Source organism: Amycolatopsis minnesotensis, assembly GCF_039529815.1.
GTDB lineage: Bacteria > Actinomycetota > Actinomycetes > Mycobacteriales > Pseudonocardiaceae > Amycolatopsis > Amycolatopsis minnesotensis.
Map to the genome: position 1 here is coordinate 283889 of NZ_BAAANN010000002.1, position 17180 is coordinate 301068.

Below are 17180 nucleotides of genomic sequence, written 5' to 3' on the forward strand. Positions count from 1 at the left end.
ATGGTGTTGACAACTGGCGACGCGGGGCGAACCCGTCCCACCAGGGTACCGCTCGGGTGGAGCGGATACCTGCCCGAGCCTCCCGCAGGTCAACGGTCGGTCGCCGATGCAGGTTCCCCGCCGCCGCCACGAGCCGTCAACCGCCGTCGGGCGGAATCCGGACCCGCTCGGCCCGGTGCAGGTCACGGGCCTGATGGCGCCCCCGCCGCTGGCGTGCCGGAGCTCACCGCGTGTCGGTGCCCACCTGCTGGACCATCTCGCCGAGCCGGGTCCGCAGCGTCTTGGCGTCCGCGGGCGACACGGTGACCCACTCCCGGCCGTCGGTCCCCGATCTCGAAAGGCTCAGGTAGCGGCCGGTCGCGGTGTCGAACCAGCCGAGCACCGGTGACCGCTTCTTCCCGCCGAGCGGGTTGCGGCTGTTCGCGGCGAGCTGACCGCCCCGCAGCCTCGGCTGGCCGGCGAGCTTCCCGTACGCCTCGCGCGGGTTCGCGGTGACCTTGTCGGTCAGCGACTGGCGCGTTTTGCCCGCGGAACGCTCCCGGCGCTTGCCCTTGCCCGCCTCCTCCGGCGCGGCGGCCGTGCGCGCGGGCACCCGGATCGGCGCGGTGTGCAGCGCCTCCTCGAGCGGCAGCGTGATGGACGCCTCGGTGCCCCTCGGCCCGGCGGGCAGCAGGTCGACGACGGTCGACGCGAGCCCTTCGGCGAAGGCCGGCCTGATCCAGATGCCGTCGGCGTCCTGGATCGCCACCACACCCGTCTTGCCGTCGGTCGCGGCCAGTATCGACACCGGGGGCTGCTGGAACTCCGGGATGTGCAGCGCGTCGATGCTCAGCACCGGCCGCGCGAGAACCGTCAGCCAGTCCTCGACGTGCGGTTCGAGCCGCCCGTAGGCGTCACGGACGCCCCGCGCCTTCAACTCGGTGTGCGCGCGCTGCCGCAGCATCGACCGCTCGTCCTCGGTCGCGCCGTGCGAGCGCACCGAAAGCGGGTAGGGCAGCTCACCGATCCCCATCGCCTCCCACAGGAAGTCGAACGACAGGGGCGTGAAGAACTCCTGCGCGCTCACACCAGGGCCCCTCTCGCCGTCGGTGGGAACAACATCGCCATCCGGTCACGGTAGCGGCGGAATGCCCGATCCGTCACAGCGGTGCCGCGGCGGAGTTCACCACACCGGACAGCATTTCGCCGAGCCGCTGGCGCAGCGTGGCCGCGTCCGCGGGTGCGATGGTGATCCAGTCGCGCCGGTCGTGGCCCCGGCTCGCCTGCGTGAAGTAGCGGCCGGTGTCGGTGTCGAACCAGCTCAGCACCGGCGACCTCGACCTGCCGCCCATCCGGTTGCGCGCGTTGGCGCCGATCTGGCCGCCGCGGAGGCGCGGCTGCGCGTGCAGCCGCGCCAGCGCCTTGCGGTCCTCGTCGGCGCTCGCCCTGCCGTCGGGCCGCACCGGCCCGCGCCGCTGCAGGAAGTCCGCGCCGGACGCGGACATCAGCTGCTCGAGCGGCACCGTGATCGACTTCTCGGTGCCCCTCGGCACACCGGGCAGCAGCGAGATGATCGCGGTCGCCAGCCCGTCCGGCGGGATCGGGTTGAAGTGGAAGCCGCGGTCGTCCTGCACCAGCAGCAGCCCCTGGCTGCCCAGCGCGGAGGCCACCGCGAGCAGCGGACGCGCGTTCGGCGCCGTGATGTGCACGCCGTCGAGGCTCACGTCCGGCGCGGCGAGCACACCGAAGGAGTCCTCGATGTACGGATCGATCCTGCCGCGCTCGTCGGTGAGGTTGCGGGCGCCGAGCCCGGCGAGGGTGTCCCGGCGCAGGACGTCCCGCTCCTCGATGGTGGCACCGTGCGAGCGCACCTCGAACGGGTAGGGCAGTTCGCCCGCGCCGTGCGCCTCCCAGAGGAAGTCGAGCTCGACCGGAGTCAGGAAGACCGGCCCCACGTCAGCCTTCCTCGTCGTCACTCCAGGCACCGATGACCGGCGGCGGGGTCGCTTGGTTGGCACCGAAGGCGTCGTCGGGGTCGGGCTCGATCAAGAACGAGGCGTGCGTGTGCTCCTCGTCATCCTCGGCGTGCGCCCCGTGTGCGCCCATGCCGGGCGACATCGGCGCCATGCCCTGCTGCTGGCCACCGCCGATCGTGCCCGCCGGCGAGACCACGGCGGGGCCCTGCGGGGCGTTCGCGGTCGCGCTGTTGCCCTGCTGGTTGTCCGCCGAGGCCGAGGTCTCGTCGCCGGACTTCTGCTTCGTGCTGCCGCTGCGGTTGCCCGCGGCGAGCGTGCGCCCGGCGGCGAGGCCGAGCCCACCGCCGATACCGGCGAGGCCGAGCTGCTGGCCGGTGCTGCCGCCGGAGTTCGGCGCGGGTGCCGGCGCGTGCGCCGAACCGGAGCCGGAGACGGCGCCTGCCTCGGGGCCGTGCGGCGCGGGCGGCTGGTAACCGGCCTGCGTGGTGTACTGCCCTTCGCCGCCGGTGCCGAGCGGCGGGTTCTGCGCGAACGTGCCCCCGCCCCCGGTGCCCGCACCGCCACCGAGGTGGGCGCCCGTGACGTGAGCGGCGCTGACGTTGGCCGAGTTGCCGCGCCCGCCGCCGAGGTGCGGCGGGAGGCCGAGCGACTCCGGGCCGAAGCTCGGCGTCGTGCTGTCCACTTCGGACATCGACTTGGTGTAGGCGTTGAAGTAGGCGACCTGCTGCGCCTTGACGTCCTTCGCCGCGTCGTACTGGGCCTTCTGGTCGGCGATCATCGCCGCCGGGCCGCCTGCCAGCATCGCGGTCATCGACGCCTGCGGGTCGAACTCCTTCGGTGCGGGCATCTTCTTCACCTCGGCCGCGGCGGCGGCCTGCTGCGCGAGCCTGGTGCCCATCGAGTGCGCGGCCTCGCCCGCCTGCGAGCTCGAGTTCGCGATGCCGACGAGGGTGCCCTGCGCGGCGGCGGCACCCTGGCCGACCCACACCGAGCCGAGCTCGGAGATCGCGTTGTACAGGTCGTTCGCGGCCTGGTGCAGTTCCTTGCCGTGACCGGTCCACGCGTGCCCGGTGCTCTCCGCCGTCGACGGGTCGTTGTTCACCGTCGCGCCCTGGTAGAGCTGCGTGCTGCCCTGGGAGTCCCAGTTCGGCAGCGCGCCGATGGCCCGGTCCTCGCCGATGTCGAAGCCGTCGGACCGGTTGCGGGCGTTCTGGACGATCGCGACGCTGTCGCCGCCGTCCCCGAGCGGGACACCGGACCCCGGTGCCGGGCTGGATTCTTCGCTGCTGTGCTTAGCCATGACTTCCCGTCCCCCCGCCGTCTCAGGCCTTGCCGCGCAGCGCGCGGGCGCTGTCGTCGTCGATCTGCTTGTAGTGGCCCATCGCCGCGACGATCGCCTGCTCGGCCTGGTCGTACTGGGTGTAGAGGTTGCGCAGCGCCTGCTTGTAGGAGTCGCCGCCGCCGTCGGCGCGCTGGGAGAACTTGGCCGAAATGGCCTGGCCGACCGGGTTGGCGCCCAGCTTCGGCGCCTCCGCGAGCGAGCTCGACCCGTTGAGGAGGTTCTCCACGGCGTCCTTGCCCCTGCGGATCTTGTTCAGCACGGTCTGCGCGGCATCCGGATCGACGCCGATCTGGCCGTTCAGAGCGGCCGTACGGAACGCACTGGCGTCCGCCGAGCTGTTCGTCCCCATCTGTCCCTCTCCTGCCCCAAGTACCGCCGCGCCGGGCACGCGGCTCCCTCTTCGCATAGGTTAACGCACCGAAGTCCCGCCTATGACGCGTTCCGCGTAGTCACGGTTCCCTGGCCGCCAAACCCGCCACCAGTGATTTTCTCCCGAACCGCGGTGAGCGTCCAGAGGTTCAGGACGAGTAGACCTTCGGGTCGAGGGTGCCGATGTAGGGCAGGTCCCGGTAGCGCTCCGCGTAGTCGAGGCCGTATCCGACGACGAACTCGTTCGGGATGTCGAAGCCGATGTACTTGACCGGCACGTCGACCTTGACCGCCTCCGGCTTGCGCAGGAGGGAACACACCTCGAGCGAGGCGGGGTTCCGGCTCGCCAGGTTCTTCAGCAGCCACGACAGCGTCAGGCCGGAGTCGACGATGTCCTCGACGATCAGGACGTCGCGGCCCGCGATGTCGCGGTCGAGGTCCTTCAGGATCCGCACCACGCCCGAGGACGAGGTCGCCGAGCCGTAGGAGGAGACGGCCATGAACTCGAGCTGCGCCGGCATCGGCAGCGCGCGGGCGAAGTCGGTCATGAACATGACCGCGCCCTTCAGCACGCCGACCAGCAGCAGGTCCGAACGTCCGCCGTCCTCGGGGTAGTCCGCGGCCACCTTGGCGGCCAGCTCCGCGATCTTGTCGTTGATCTGCTGCTCGGTAACGAGCACGGAGGCGATCTCGCCTTCGTACACGGGTCAGTCCCCTTTGGTGGTGGGTGCGGGAAGCACGCTCAGCCTGCCATGCGCCCGCCGCGCCACCAAGTCGCCCGGCAGCCACACACCCCCCTGTCCGCGCCAGCGGCCGACGAGCGCGTCCACCGACCGCAGATGCGCGTCCGTCAGCTCGCGGACACCCGCATCCAGGAGCCATCGGCGCAGGGCACGGCGCCGGAGGGCGGACGGCAACGGCTCCAGGTCCCCCACGTCGAGCTGGCCGTTCTCCGCGATTATCCCCCGCGCGAGTGTGTCCAATGCCTCACTGTCCTCTCGTAGCTGCGCCGCCGTCCGCGCGAGTGCGGCCGCGACGCCGCCGTTGAGGACGTCTTCGAGCAGCGGCAGCACTTCGTGGCGAAGCCGGACCCGCGTGAACCGGGCTTCGATGTTGTGCGGGTCCTCCCACGGCGTCACGCCCAGTGCCGCGCACGCCGCGACCGTCGTCTCGCGAGGCACATCGAGGAGCGGGCGCCCCCACGGCGGATCCAGCGGGCGCATCCCCGACACCGAGCGGGGCCCCGAGCCGCGGCCGAGGCCGAGCAACACGGTTTCGGCCTGGTCGTCGCGGGTGTGCCCGAGCAGGATCAGCGCGCCGGGCGGTACGGCCGACCGCAGTGCCGCGTAGCGCGCCTTCCTCGCCGCCGCCTCCGGCCCGCCTGCCTCGCCGACCTCGACCGTCAGCACCTCCGCCGAGTCGAGGCCCAGCTCCTTCGCCTTCTTCGCGGCCGTCGCGGCGATTCGGGCCGATCCGTCCTGGAGGCCGTGGTCGACGATTAGCCCGCGAACTGCGCGCTGAAGCCGGCGCCCGGTGAAGGCGGCTGCCTCCGCGAGCGCGAGCGAATCGGCGCCGCCGGACACCGCGACGAACACCTCGCCCGGCGGCCACGACGGGTCGGTCAGCCGGTCCCGCACCGCCTTGCGGACTCGGGAGACCGCTGGATGCGGTGCGCCGCTCACCCGTGGACCCGGCGCACCCAGCTCTCCGGAGCCGAGATCTCGGCGCGGGTCGGCAGCGTGTTGGGCGAGGTCCACACCGCGTTGAACCCGCTCATGCCGACCTTGTCCACCACCTCCCTGGTGAACGCGGCGCCCTGTGCGTACTGGCGGATCTTCGCGTCGACGCCGAGCAGGCTCCGCAGCAGCCGGTCCAGCAGGCTGCCGCCGTTGCGGCGCGCGGTGAACCGCGTGCGGATCGTCTCGACCGACGGCACCACGCTCGGGCCGACGGCGTCCATCACGTAGTCCGCGTGCCCCTCGAGCAGCGTCGACAGCGCCAGCAGGCGGTCGAACACCTCGCGCTGCTTCGGCGACTGCAGCAGATCGGCGAGCGCGAGCGACCCCTCCGCTTTGGCCCGCTTCGCCTGCCGCAGCGTCTCCGGCAGGTTCGTCACCAGCTCCGTGATGCCATCGGTTTCAGTGCCGGTCAGCCCGCCGACCAGTCGCTCCACCTCGTCGGCGAAGTAGTCCCGCAGCCAGCCGACCGCGGTGAACTGCAGCCGGTGCGTGCACTCGTGGAGGCACACCCACAGCCGGAAATCGGTCCCGGGCACGTCCATCGCGCGCTCCGCGGTCACCACGTTCGGCGCCACCAGCAGCAGCCTGCCCTCTCGGTCGTCACCCCCGAACGGGTCGTACTGGCCGAGCACCCGCGACGCGAGGAACGCCAGCACCACACCCGTCTGCACCCCGGCGCCACCCGCGAGCACCGGCGCGAACGGCCCGCGCTGCACGTCACCGAGCGCCTTGCCGGTGAGCGCGTCCAGCCCCGCCGCCGCCGACCGCACCCAGCCGGGCCGGTCCACCACCGTCCCTGGCAACAACGGCAACCCCGCGCCGAGCCCGGTCAGCTCCCGTACGTGCGCCTCCGCGTCGGCGGTCAGATCACGCAGCTCGACGACCGCGCGCTCCGCCTCGTCACGCGGCACCGACGGCCCGCCACGCGCGAGGAACGCTCCAGTCGACGCGGCAAGCGACCAGTCGACGATCGGCCTGCCCTCGGTCTTGGTGCTCATCCCTCGAAAGTACTGTCTTTTTTATCGGTCTGTGTTGTTTATCGGTCGTCAGAATTTGCGCTGCCAGGGCGCGGCTTCCAGGTCGACCCGCCGGTTGGGTGCGTTGGCGCCCTGCCATCGCAAATTCAGAGGGCCCAGGGGGCCCTGCGACCGACTTGCACGCTCCCGGCGCGCGGGGCGCGCCGGGTCGCCGGGTGGGTGGCTGGTTGGGAGTGACCGCGCCTTCGGCGCGGGCCTCGCGGCACTCGGGGGGTAGGCGGGCGAGTGGACCTCCCGTAGGCGCGCGAAATGGGGGCGGGGGCGTGGGTCGCGGAGTGCAGTTCGCGGGCTAAACGTCGTCGGCGAGCGAACCGGGCCGTGGGTGGGCTGGAGTGCAGTTCGCGGGCTAAACGTCGTGGGTCAGGTGCAGCCGCAGGTTTTGAGTTTGGCGGCGATCGCGTCGAGCGCCTTCCGGCTGGGGTCGGTCGACCCGCCGTTCGACATCAGCGCGAACACCAGGACCCTGCCGTCGTTGTCGAGCACGACACCGGCGAGCGTGTTCACCCCCGACAGCGAACCGGTCTTGGCGCGCACCAAGCCCTTGCCCCCGGACGAGTTCCCGTCGGCGTAGCGGGAGGCGAGCGTGCCCGTGCCGCCCGCCACCGGCAGCCCGACGAGGATCGGCCGCAGCTTCGCGGAGCGCTCGTCCTTCCCCTCCGGCGCGGCCGCGGCGCCGACGATCTCGGCGAGCACCTTCGACGGCACCTTGTTCAAAGTGGACAGTCCGCTGTTGTCGGAAAGCTCGACGCCGCCGAGGTCGAACTTGTGCTGCCTCAACACATCGAGGGTCGCCGCCGCGCCGCCTTCGAACGTGGCCGGCTTACCGGTCGCGATCGCGGTCTGGCGCGCCACCGCGTCGGCGAGGGTGTTGTCGGAGGCCTGCAGCAGCTGGCTGACGAGTTCCGTGATGGGCGCCGATTTCACTTCGCCGAGCACCTTCGCGCCCTGCGGCGCGGTGGCGTTCATCGTGCCAGCCACGTTCGCGCCGAGCCGCTCGGCGAACTGCCTGGTCAGATCGGCGGCCGGGTTCGGGGTCCGCGCGGAGTGGTCGTCACTCGGATCGAGCCTGCCCGCGTCGAGCATCGCGGGCACCATCGCCGCGGTGTAGGTCGGCACGTCGCCCGCGGCGAGACCGGGGGCCGTCGTGGGCCCGGAGAAGAGCGACGAATCGATCTGGACCTTCTTGATCTGCCCGCCGGACGAGTTCTTCACCTGCTCGACGAGATCGTCGAGATGTGCGCCACCGGGGTAGAGGGGGTCCTTGCCCTTGGGCAGCGAGGACAGCGTGACGTCCCCGCCACCGACGATCACGGCCGTGTCCGGCGAGGCCCCCTGCACGACCTTCGTCGAAATCTGCGCACCGTGGTCGAGCGCGAGCAGCGCGGCGGCGGTGGTGAGCAGCTTCGTGGTGGACGCCGGGGTCAGCGGCTGACCGGGGTTGCGGTCCCACAGCGTGGTGCCGGTCGCCGGGTCGAGCACGCTGCCGGTGAGCGTGCCGAGCGCGGTGTTGCCGGCGGGCCCGGCCAACGCGGCCTGCACGGCCGCGGGGGTCGGCGCCGCCTTGCTGGTGTCGGGTCCCTTCAGCTGCAGCGCGACCGGCACTGGCGACGGCTCAGCCGCCTTGGGCGCGTTCGGCGCCCAAGGCAGGGCGAGCCGGTTCGACACCGCGGGCAGCGCGAGCGCCACCCCGACCGCGACCACGAGCACCAGCGCGAGCGCGCCGATCAGGAGCCCCCGCCGCTTCCGCTTCTTCGGCGGCGGCTCCGGCGAGGATTCGTCCACCGGCGTGCGCGACGGCGGCTCGGCACCCGTCGTCGCCTCGGCCGGGCGAAGATCGCCAGACGGGTCGATGCGGACGGGAAGGGCGTGCGGCGCGGGCGGCACCGGAGGCAGCTGCGGCGGGCCGTCGACGCGCCGCTCTTCCTGACGCGGCTGCGGTGGCGGCGGCCCTACCGGGAGTTGCTGGGTCTCGTGCTCGGGGAAGCCCTCGGCCCTGCCGGGTGTCTCCTCGCCCCGTTGCCAGACCGGCCGGGGCTGATCCGGTTGCTGCTGGTACTGCGGCTGTTGTCGCGGTTGCTGCGGCTGCTGCTGAGGCTGGCGCGGCCGGCCGTCGACGGGCAGCTGCTGGGTATCGCTTTCGGGATGCTCTGCCTGCCGCGCGTCGTGACCACGCGGGTGACCACCGTCTTCACCGAGGTCGGGGTTCAGCGACGCGGGACGCCTCGGCCGCACCTGCGGCGGCTCGGGCTCCCGCTGCGGCCAAGGCTGCTCCGGGGGCCGGTTCGATGCGCGGTCACCAGGCTGGCCGGGCGACGGGGCCGGAGGCTCCTGCCGGAGCGGCGGCGCGGAGGCGAACCAGTCCTTCTTCCCGAAGTCCTGCTGGTCCTGGGGCGGCTCGGCGCGCTGCGGCCGCGAAGGCACCGGAGGTGACGGCGGTGGCGGCAGTGACGGAGGGGTTCGCGTCGACGCCGGTCCGGGCTCGTGACCGGGAGTGAAAAGCGTTCCCGCAGGGCGCTGGGGTTCCGAGGCGGGCTGGAACAGCGACGCGGGCCGCGCCTCGCGCTCCTCTGCCTGCTTCGGCCTTTCGATCCAGGCGGTCTGCGACTCGGAAAAAGTGACCTTCGGCACGGGAAGCTGAGCTGTGCTGGCCCCGTCGGCCTCGCGCGCGCCGTCGCCACCGTCCGAATCGTCGGACGGCCACAACGGTTCTTCCTGCTCGGGCACGCGCCCTCCCGGTCGGTATGGGTCTCGATAGGGGTGAGGTCAATACGACATCCGTGCGACTTCACCGCGGTGCGTAGTCCACACTAGTGAAGTCAAATCAAGCAAAACGGTGCGCCGCCCGCGACGCGTGGCACGCCTTGACTTCAGAGCAGCGAGGACGGCGTGGAATTCGACGTCACGATCGAAATCCCCAAAGGGGAACGCAACAAGTACGAAGTGGACCACAAGACGGGGCGCATCAAGCTGGACCGCACCCTGTTCACGGCCACCCAGTACCCGGCCGACTACGGGTTCATCGACGACACCCTCGGCCAGGACGGCGACCCGTTGGACGTGCTGGTCCTGGTGCAGGAGCCGACCTTCCCCGGGTGCCTGATCCGCTGCCGCGCGATCGGGATGTTCCGGATGACCGACGAGAAGGGCCCTGACGACAAGGTTCTCGCCGTCCCGTCGGACGACCCGCGCCTGGAGCACCTGCGCGACATCCACCACCTGAACGAGTTCCACAAGCTCGAGATCGAGCACTTCTTCCAGGTGTACAAGGATCTCGAGCCCGCGAAGAGCGTCGAGGGCTCCGCCTGGGTCGGCCGGACCGAGGCCGAGGCCGAGATCGTGCGGTCGTACGAGCGCGAGAAGGACCGGCTGGCCAAGGAGGCCGTCGACGGTCCCGCGGAGCACTGAGCCCCTCCTCGCGAAGAAGGCCCTTCACCTGGCTGGTGAAGGGCCTTCGTTCGGTTCCGGGCAGTGTCAGTGCGCCAGCGCCGGTTCCGGCTTGGCCGCGCCCGCAGCGTCTTCCTCGGCGCGCTGCGCCAGCGCGGACTTGTCGGAGAGCGGGTTCTCCTTGAGCCGCCACACCAGCGCGAAGCCCGCGGCCAGCACGATCCCGCCGACCAGGAAGACGGTGCTCATCGAACTGGCGAAGCCTTCCAGGATCGGGCGTGCCAGCACCGGGTCGAGAGTGGCCAGGAACGACGTGTCGTTGACGTCCATCCCGCCTGCCATCTTCTGCGCGAACTCCGGGTGTGCGGCCAGCGCCGCGACGTAGGACGGGGTCGCCATCGCCGTGCGGACCGCGGCCGCGATCCGGTCGCCGACCACGCCGAACAGGATCGACAGGAAGACCGCGGTGCCCGCGGTGCCGCCGATCTGCCGGAAGAACGTCGCCGACGAGGTGGCCACGCCGATGTCGCGGGCGGGGACGTCGTTCGTCGCGGCCAGCTGCAGCGTCTGCATCGAGGCGCCGAGTCCGAGTCCGATCAGGAACGCGATCGCCATCACCACGGCCATCGGGGTGTCCACGCCGATCGTGGCGAGCAGGAACAGCGCGGCCGACATGATGCCGAGGCCCGCCACCGCGAACGCCTTGTACCTGCCGGTCCGCGAGATCACCCTGCCGCTGGTCAGGCTGGCGACCATGATGCCCAGCGTCAGCGGGAGCATCTGCAGCCCGGCCGCGGTCGGGGTCGCGCCCTTGACGATCTGCAGGTACAGCGGCAGCGACATCATCGCGCCGAACATCCCGACGCCCTGCACGACCGTGACCATCGTGGCCACCCGGAACACCGGCCGCTTGAACAGCCGGAGCGGCAGCAGCGCGGCGTCGCCCATGCGGCGCTCCTGCCAGATGAACGCGGCGACACCCAGCGCGCCGATGGCGTACATGACCAGCGAGGCGGCCGATCCCCAGCCCCATTCGCGGCCCTGCTCGGCCACGATCAGCAGCGGGACGAGCCCGGCGGTCAGCGTCACCGCGCCCCAGTAGTCGACCTTCTGCGCGACGCGGGTGTGCGGGATGTTCAGCACCTTGCTCACCACGACCAGCGCGGCGAGCGCGATCGGCACGTTGACCAGGAAGACCCAGCGCCAGCCGGTGATGCCGGCGAAGGAGTCGAGGCCGGCGAAGAACCCGCCGACGACCGGGCCCGCGACGCTCGAGATGCCGAACACGGCCATGAAGTAGCCCTGGTACTTGCTGCGCTCGCGCGGCGCGGTGATGTCGCTGATGATCGCCAGCGCCAGTGACATCAGGCCACCGGCACCGAGGCCCTGGAACGCGCGGAACGCGGCCAGCTCGTACATCGAGCCCGCCATCCCGCTGGCCAGCGAACCGGCCAGGAACAGCGTGATCGCCGTCAGGTACATGGGTTTGCGGCCGTAGAGGTCGGACAGCTTGCCGTACAGCGGCGTCGAAAGGGTCGCGGTGATGAGGTACGCGGTCGTCGCCCACGCCTGCAGGCTCTGGCCGTGCAGCTCGTCGGCGATCGTCTTCATCGCCGACGACACGATCGTCTGGTCGAGTGCGGCGAGGAACATGCCGAGCATCAGCCCGGACAGCACGGTCAGGATCTGGCGGTGGGAGAGCCTGCCTTTCGCAGCGGCTTCTCCCTCCGCCGTGGTGGTTGCGCTCATGGGGCCCTCCGAGGTCTCATCGTAGTTGCTTGTAGAACTCAACTACTTGTTGAGCGCAAGTGTTCCCTAAAAGCTTGTATCGAGCAAGCAACTGCCCTGTGACCCTGCTCTCGCTGAGTGCGTTTAGCCCGCTAAACGCACTCAGCGAGCAGGGTGGGACGGAGCCCGAGCCCGCTCCGCGACAGAGCAGGCGTCTCGGGAAGAGCGTCAGGCGGTGTAGCCGGGGATCGGGAACGACGCCAGCAGCTCGCGGATCTCGGCGGCGATCGCGGGCAGTGCCGCCTCGTCGTCCTTCGCCACGGCGGCGACCGTGCGGTCGATCCACTCGGCGACCTGCGGCTGGTGTTCCGGCCGCAGCCCGCGCGTGGTGATCGCCGCGGTACCGAGCCGGATGCCGGACGGGTCGAACGGCTTGCGCGGGTCGAACGGCACGGTGTTGTAGTTCAGCTCGATCCCGGCGCGGTCCAGCGCCTGCGCGGCGGGCTTGCCCGCGACGCCCTTGTTCGTCAGGTCGATCAGCAGCAGGTGGTTGTCGGTGCCACCGGACACCAGGTCGTAGCCGCGCTCGACGAGTGCCTCGGCGAGCGCCTTCGCGTTGGCGACGATGGCGTGCGCGTAGTCGGCGAACGACGGCTTCGCGGCCTCCCCGAGCGCCACCGCGATCGCCGCGGTGGTGTGGTTGTGCGGCCCGCCCTGCAGCCCGGGGAACACCGCCTTGTCGACGGCCTTCGCGTGCTCGGCGTCGGAGAGGATCATCGCGCCGCGCGGCCCGCGCAGGGTCTTGTGCGTGGTCGTGGTGATCACCTGCGCGTGCCCCACCGGCGACGGGTGCGCCCCGCCCGCGACCAGGCCGGCGATATGCGCGATGTCGGCGACGAGCACGGCGCCGACCTCGCGGGCGATCTCCGCGAAGGCCGGGAAGTCGATGGTGCGCGGGATCGCGGTGCCACCCGCGAAGATCAGCTTCGGCCGGTGCTCGCGCGCGAGGTCGCGCACCTGGTCGAGATCGACGCGGCCGGTCTCCTTGCCGACGCCGTAGCGCACCGGCGTGAACCACTTGCCGGTCGCGGACACGCTCCAGCCGTGCGTGAGGTGCCCGCCGTCGGGCAGCGCCATGCCGAGCACGGTGTCGCCCGGCTTGGCGAACGCCAGGTACGCGGCGAGGTTCGCCGGGGAACCGGAGTACGGCTGCACGTTGGCGTGCTCGGCGCCGAACACGGACTTCGCCCGCTCGATCGCGAGCGTCTCGACCTGGTCGATGAGCTGCTGGCCCTCGTAGTAGCGCTTGCCCGCGTAGCCCTCGGAGTACTTGTTCGTGAGCACGGTGCCGGTGGCTTCGAGCACGGCCTGCGAAACGTAGTTCTCCGACGCGATGAGCCGGATCTTTTCGTGCTGGCGCTTGGCTTCGTCCTCGACGAGCCCCGCGACTTCGGGATCGGCGGCGGCGAGTGCCGGAATGGCGGGCTGATGGCTCATGACGTGCTCCTGCCGTTGCGGCCGCACCCAGGCGCGCGGTGCCGGCTGGTCGTCCGCTCCCCGGTGGTGCTCCACCTCGATGCGCCAGTCGCTGCTGCGCCCGGAGTGTATCGGTGACCGGGCGCGTGGCGAGTGCGCCCGGTCACCGGGAATCAAGCCGGGTGCGCGCGCCCGATCACCGCGAACGGGCCGACGTTCTCGCGGTGGAAACTCGGGCCGTCGAACAGCTTCGCCGGGAACGACACGTTCCGGTACCCGATGTTCTCCATGCCGGGGTACAGGTCGTACGTCAGCGTCAGCATCAGCGAATCGCCGTCCCGCCGCAGCACGAACACGTCCGGGGCGCGGAACTTGCTCGCGTCCAGCTTGCGGACCAGCTCGGCCGCCGATCCGGACTTCGTCCACGCCTCGATCTCCGCAGCGCGCGCGTTGTAGTCCGCGAGCGGGTTGGCCCAGCCGGAGATCGTGGTCTGGAAGCCGTAGTACGGGCGCACCGAGAGCAGGTCGTTGAACGCGGTGAGGACCACCGGCTTCGCCCCGCCCATGCTTTCCACGGTGCTCGCGAGCTTGGGCAGGTAGTAGCCGTCCTTCTCCGGGTCGCGGTGGCCGTGCGCGTTGGTGCCGGTCAGGTCGTAGTCGGCGAACGCCGAGAAGAGGAACCCCGGCATCAGCGGGACCTTGTCCGCGGTCTGGGTGCCGGACACCACGCACAGCAGCGCCAGCACGCCCGCGGCCGCGTTGCGGCCGGTGACCCGGCTCGGCGTCATCCACGACGGCGTCGGCACGTGGTCGAAGAGGTGGCCGAACCGCGGCAGCACCCAGCGCAGCAGTTCGACGCCGGCGAGCACGCCCGCGCACCACAACGTCACCTCGAGCAGCGGCTCGATCCGGAACGGCAGCAGCGTCAGCTGGCGCACGCTCGCCAGCATCGAAAGCGCGTACCAGGCGTAGCAGAGGCCAGCGAGCCCGGCGAGGACGCGCGCGGCCACCGAACGGCGCCACACGAACAGCAGCCAGACCGCGCCGGCCAGGCAGACCACGCCCGATATCGACGCGTGGAACATCGGCAGCGGGAACTCCGCGCCGTTTTCCGGCAGGTAGCGCAGCGCGGTGCTGCCCTCCGGCTGGTGGGTCACCATCGCGACGAGATAGGGCACCCAGGCCGCCGCGACGAACGGCAGGGCGAACAACCCGATCCCCACCAAGCGCGCGATTAGCCTGCGAAACGTGATCCCGGCGGGAGCCAGCCGTCTGGTCCGCGCGGTGAGGAAGGCGGCCACCGCGAACGCCACCAGCAGGAACAGGAAGAAGCCGAACACCAGCGTGTAGACCGCGCCCGCGATGCCGAGGAACACGCCGACCACGGCCATCGGCACCAGCACCTCGGCCCGGTCCGCCCGCTCGCGCACCGCTCCCTTGAACAGCGCCCACGCGATGAACACCAGCGGCGGCAGCAACGCCAGCAGCGCCCACGAGTACGGCTCGTAGATCGGGCCGCGCAGCCCGACGATCGTGGTGGCCAGCGCCAGCAGCAACGCGGTCCGCCTGCTGACGACCGCGCTCCACAGCACGAACGCGGCCGCGGCCGCGGCGGCGATTGTCACGATCGCGAAGGGCTGGTATGCCTCCCAGCCTTCGAAGCCGAAGAGGTTCGCGAACCGCCCGCCGACCCAGAACCAGCCCGCCGGGTAGAACGGCGGCAGCCCGGCGTAGTTGAGGTCCGCGAGCGAGGCGGAGTCGGTGAGCCGTTCGAGGTACTGCACCCTCGTCGTCTGGTCCCAGGCGAGCCCGCCGAGGTAGAGCTTGCTTCCCGCGAGCGAAAAGGAAAGCCACACCGTGCCGACGGTGCCCGGCAGGATCCACGAGGCGACGGTCGCCCATCGCGGCCACTTCGCACGCGCGGCGAGGAACAGGATGACCGCCGCCGCGGCCGCGATGCTGAACGCGGACAGCGCGGAGGGCAGGAACGAGGCGGTCGGCAGATGCAGCTTTCTGACCGCGAACTGCACCAGGAGGCTCACCACGGCCGCGGCGAGGACGGCGACCGGCAGCTCGGTGAAGATCCGCCGCACCCTGGCCGTTTCGGCAACCGCTCCGGGCTCCGTCGTCGGGTCCAGCGGACGGGTACCGGCAGTCACGCCAGGGGCGCGGGGAGTGGACATGCCCGGATTATCTCGGCCGGTGCCCGGCGGTCGCACAGCCGGGCACGGACGGTGACGTGGCTCACTCCGGAACGTCGAGCCGCTCGACGCCTTCCGCGTGCCGCCGGGCGAGGTGCTGGTAAACCTCCGCGTTGTGCTCGACCCACACCCGCGCCGAGTCCGTCATCGGCACGTGCTTCTTGGCTGGGCTGCCCATCGCGATCACCCCGTCCGGCACCACCGCGCCCGGCGTCACCGTGGCACCGGCCGCGACCAGCGCCTTCGCCCCGATCCGCGCCTTGTCCAGCACCGTGGACCCGTTGCCGATCAGCGCCTGCTCGCCGATCGTGCAGTCGTGCACGAGGCACTGGTGCCCGACCGTGACGTTCTTCCCGATCTCGCACACGCCGTCGTTGACGTGCACGACGGAGTTGTCCTGGATGTTCGCGCCCTCGCGCACGATGATCCGGCCGAAGTCCGCGCGCAGCACGGCGCCGTACCAGACGGACGCGCCCGCCTCGACGACCACGTCACCGATCAACGTGGCCGTCGGGGCGATCCAGGCATCGGGGTGCACGGAGGGACGCAGGCCCTCGAAGGAGAAGATCGGCATGCGAGCACCCTAGGCCGCCCGCACGCCGGTCCGCTCAGCCGATCGCCGCGTTGACGATCAGGTCGACGGCCTTGTCGTTGCGCGTGGTCTCACGGCCGATCACCTCGTCCGGCGGGTAGAAGCCGGGGTTCGCCCCGCGCGGGTACATCTCGAAGGTGTAGCTCAGGATCTTGTGCTCGAACCACATCCAGTCGTTGACCGAGCCGTCGGTGATGTACAGGTCGCTCGACTGCTCCGGCGTGTAGCCGTTCGTCCCCGCCATCTGCCTCCCGAGGCTCGCGAACCGCTGCGCCTCGGCCGCGGTCATGCCGGGCGCGGTGTCGTTGTAGGTGTACCCGTACGGCCACAGCACGAGTTCCGAGTAGGTGTGGAAGTCGATGTGCGTCTTGATCTGCTGCACACCGCCCGCCTTGTGCGACGAGACCCAGTTCGCCACGGCCTTCGCCTCCGGCGCCGAGAAGGCGGCCGTGCCGCGGTAGGTCTCGCCCGACGGGCTGCCGCTGGAACCGCCGCAGCAGCCCCATTTGTAGCCCCAGTTCCGGTTGGTGTCGGTGCCCTGGCCCTGCCGGTTCTTGCGCCACATGTGATAGCGGCCGCCGGAGATGTCGTACTCCGAGCCGTCCGGGTTCACGCTCGGCAGCACGAAGATCTCCGTCGAGTCCACCATCCGCTTGATCGCCGGGTCGGTGGCGTAGCCGTCGGTCAGCCGCTGCACGATGCGCAGGCACATCTCGGTGGTGAGGTGCTCGCGCGCGTGCTGGTTGCAGGTGAACAGCACCTCCGGCTCGTTCTCGTCGGTGCCCGCGTTGTCGCTGATCTTGAGCACCCGGAGGTCGCGGCCTTCGTACGACTTCCCCGCGCTCGAAAGCGCCGTGATCGCGGCGTGGTCCCGCACGGTCTGCTGCAGCTCCGCACCGGTTTCGGCATAGGTGTGGTAGCCCTCGTCACCGGCGGGAAAGTCCGCCGCGGCGGTGAACGGGCCCGCCGAGGACGGCGCCGCCTTCTCCCGCGCTTGGAGCCGGAACCCCTGTGCGCGCAAGGCGTTCGCCTGCGCGTCGGTCGCGACCACCGTGGTGGCGGTGTCGGACGCGGACAGCACGTCCACGCCCGACCCGGCGACCTCGGTGCGCAACTGGGGGGATGCGGTGCCCAGCACGTCGTAGACGGTCCTGCCTTCGCCGGGCTGCGCGCCGGCGGGAGCGGTGGCGGCGGTCGTCACCGCGAGGGCGAGCGCCGCGAAAGCAGCCAGCAGTGTTCGTCTCCTGCGCATCTTTCTCTCCTCGCTTCGGTTGGCCCGCACTCCCCCAGCCAGGATGGACACGGTGCGCAAACCGAACAATCCGTACCGCTACGGATTTAAAGGTGCGCTACGCAT

General features: G+C 71.1%; 14 protein-coding genes. 1 reads left to right on the forward strand and 13 read right to left on the reverse strand.

The window, feature by feature from the left end; genetic code table 11:
* Positions 1–223: 223 nt before the first annotated feature.
* From ABD256_RS03460 to dacB, 8 genes are all read right to left on the reverse strand, one after another.
* The gene (locus tag ABD256_RS03460; protein ID WP_344413261.1) at positions 224–1066 is read right to left on the reverse strand and encodes an ESX secretion-associated protein EspG; all 843 of its coding nucleotides are present in this window, start codon (positions 1064–1066) and stop codon (positions 224–226) included.
* 73 nt (positions 1067–1139) lie between these two features.
* A complete protein-coding gene (locus tag ABD256_RS03465) occupies positions 1140–1934 on the reverse strand; it encodes an ESX secretion-associated protein EspG (protein WP_344413263.1) in 795 nt (264 codons plus the stop codon).
* A 1-nt stretch (position 1935) separates the two neighbouring features.
* Entirely contained in the window at positions 1936–3255 is a 1320-nt protein-coding gene (locus tag ABD256_RS03470) for a hypothetical protein (protein ID WP_344413265.1), read from the reverse strand.
* Positions 3256–3277: 22 nt separating this feature from the next.
* Positions 3278–3646: a hypothetical protein gene (locus ABD256_RS03475; protein ID WP_344413267.1), complete on the reverse strand. Its 369-nt coding sequence runs from the start codon at positions 3644–3646 to the stop codon at positions 3278–3280.
* 169 nt (positions 3647–3815) lie between these two features.
* Positions 3816–4370 carry a hypoxanthine phosphoribosyltransferase gene (hpt, locus tag ABD256_RS03480; protein WP_344413269.1) on the reverse strand — a complete coding sequence of 185 codons (555 nt, stop codon included), beginning with the start codon at positions 4368–4370 and terminating at the stop codon, positions 3816–3818.
* 3 nt (positions 4371–4373) lie between these two features.
* Positions 4374–5348, reverse strand: coding sequence for a tRNA lysidine(34) synthetase TilS (gene tilS, locus ABD256_RS03485; protein ID WP_344413271.1), 975 nt, complete (start codon positions 5346–5348; stop codon positions 4374–4376).
* Complete coding sequence (locus tag ABD256_RS03490) at positions 5345–6403, reverse strand: zinc-dependent metalloprotease (RefSeq protein WP_344413273.1); 1059 nt, start codon at positions 6401–6403, stop codon at positions 5345–5347. The genes tilS and ABD256_RS03490 overlap by 4 nt, the downstream gene beginning before the upstream one ends.
* Before the next feature lie 399 nt (positions 6404–6802).
* Entirely contained in the window at positions 6803–9166 is a 2364-nt protein-coding gene (gene dacB, locus ABD256_RS03495; protein WP_344413275.1) for a D-alanyl-D-alanine carboxypeptidase/D-alanyl-D-alanine endopeptidase, read from the reverse strand.
* A 162-nt stretch (positions 9167–9328) separates the two neighbouring features.
* Here dacB and ABD256_RS03500 point away from each other — a divergent pair, with 162 nt between their 5' ends.
* Positions 9329–9847 (forward strand): inorganic diphosphatase, encoded by a 519-nt coding sequence (locus ABD256_RS03500; protein ID WP_344413277.1) that lies wholly within the window; start codon positions 9329–9331, stop codon positions 9845–9847.
* Between the two features lie 66 nt (positions 9848–9913).
* On the opposite strand, the gene ABD256_RS03505 is transcribed toward ABD256_RS03500, so the two are convergent.
* The 5 genes from ABD256_RS03505 to ABD256_RS03525 all read right to left on the reverse strand — a co-directional run bounded on the left by ABD256_RS03505 (position 9914) and on the right by ABD256_RS03525 (position 17075).
* Positions 9914–11575 carry an MDR family MFS transporter gene (locus ABD256_RS03505; protein WP_344413280.1) on the reverse strand — a complete coding sequence of 554 codons (1662 nt, stop codon included), beginning with the start codon at positions 11573–11575 and terminating at the stop codon, positions 9914–9916.
* 207 nt (positions 11576–11782) lie between these two features.
* A complete protein-coding gene (locus ABD256_RS03510; protein WP_344413282.1) occupies positions 11783–13051 on the reverse strand; it encodes a serine hydroxymethyltransferase in 1269 nt (422 codons plus the stop codon).
* Between the two features lie 152 nt (positions 13052–13203).
* On the reverse strand, positions 13204–15213 hold the full coding sequence (locus ABD256_RS03515; RefSeq protein ID WP_344413284.1) for an arabinofuranosyltransferase: 2010 nt from the start codon (positions 15211–15213) through the stop codon (positions 13204–13206).
* Positions 15214–15274: 61 nt separating this feature from the next.
* Entirely contained in the window at positions 15275–15805 is a 531-nt protein-coding gene (locus ABD256_RS03520) for a gamma carbonic anhydrase family protein (protein ID WP_344413286.1), read from the reverse strand.
* Between the two features lie 34 nt (positions 15806–15839).
* Positions 15840–17075 (reverse strand): M14 family metallopeptidase, encoded by a 1236-nt coding sequence (locus ABD256_RS03525; protein ID WP_344413288.1) that lies wholly within the window; start codon positions 17073–17075, stop codon positions 15840–15842.
* Positions 17076–17180 lie beyond the last annotated feature (105 nt).

Bases quoted from the DNA above. Each gene is read 5' to 3' on its own strand.
- ABD256_RS03470 (WP_344413265.1), bottom strand. From the start codon at position 3,255: ATGGCTAAGCACAGCAGCGAAGAATCCAGCCCGGCACCGGGGTCCGGT.
- ABD256_RS03475 (WP_344413267.1), bottom strand. From the start codon at position 3,646: ATGGGGACGAACAGCTCGGCGGACGCCAGTGCGTTCCGTACGGCCGCT.
- ABD256_RS03490 (WP_344413273.1), bottom strand. From the start codon at position 6,403: ATGAGCACCAAGACCGAGGGCAGGCCGATCGTCGACTGGTCGCTTGCC.
- ABD256_RS03505 (WP_344413280.1), bottom strand. From the start codon at position 11,575: ATGAGCGCAACCACCACGGCGGAGGGAGAAGCCGCTGCGAAAGGCAGG.
- ABD256_RS03510 (WP_344413282.1), bottom strand. From the start codon at position 13,051: ATGAGCCATCAGCCCGCCATTCCGGCACTCGCCGCCGCCGATCCCGAA.
- ABD256_RS03515 (WP_344413284.1), bottom strand. From the start codon at position 15,213: ATGTCCACTCCCCGCGCCCCTGGCGTGACTGCCGGTACCCGTCCGCTG.
- ABD256_RS03520 (WP_344413286.1), bottom strand. From the start codon at position 15,805: ATGCCGATCTTCTCCTTCGAGGGCCTGCGTCCCTCCGTGCACCCCGAT.
- ABD256_RS03525 (WP_344413288.1), bottom strand. From the start codon at position 17,075: ATGCGCAGGAGACGAACACTGCTGGCTGCTTTCGCGGCGCTCGCCCTC.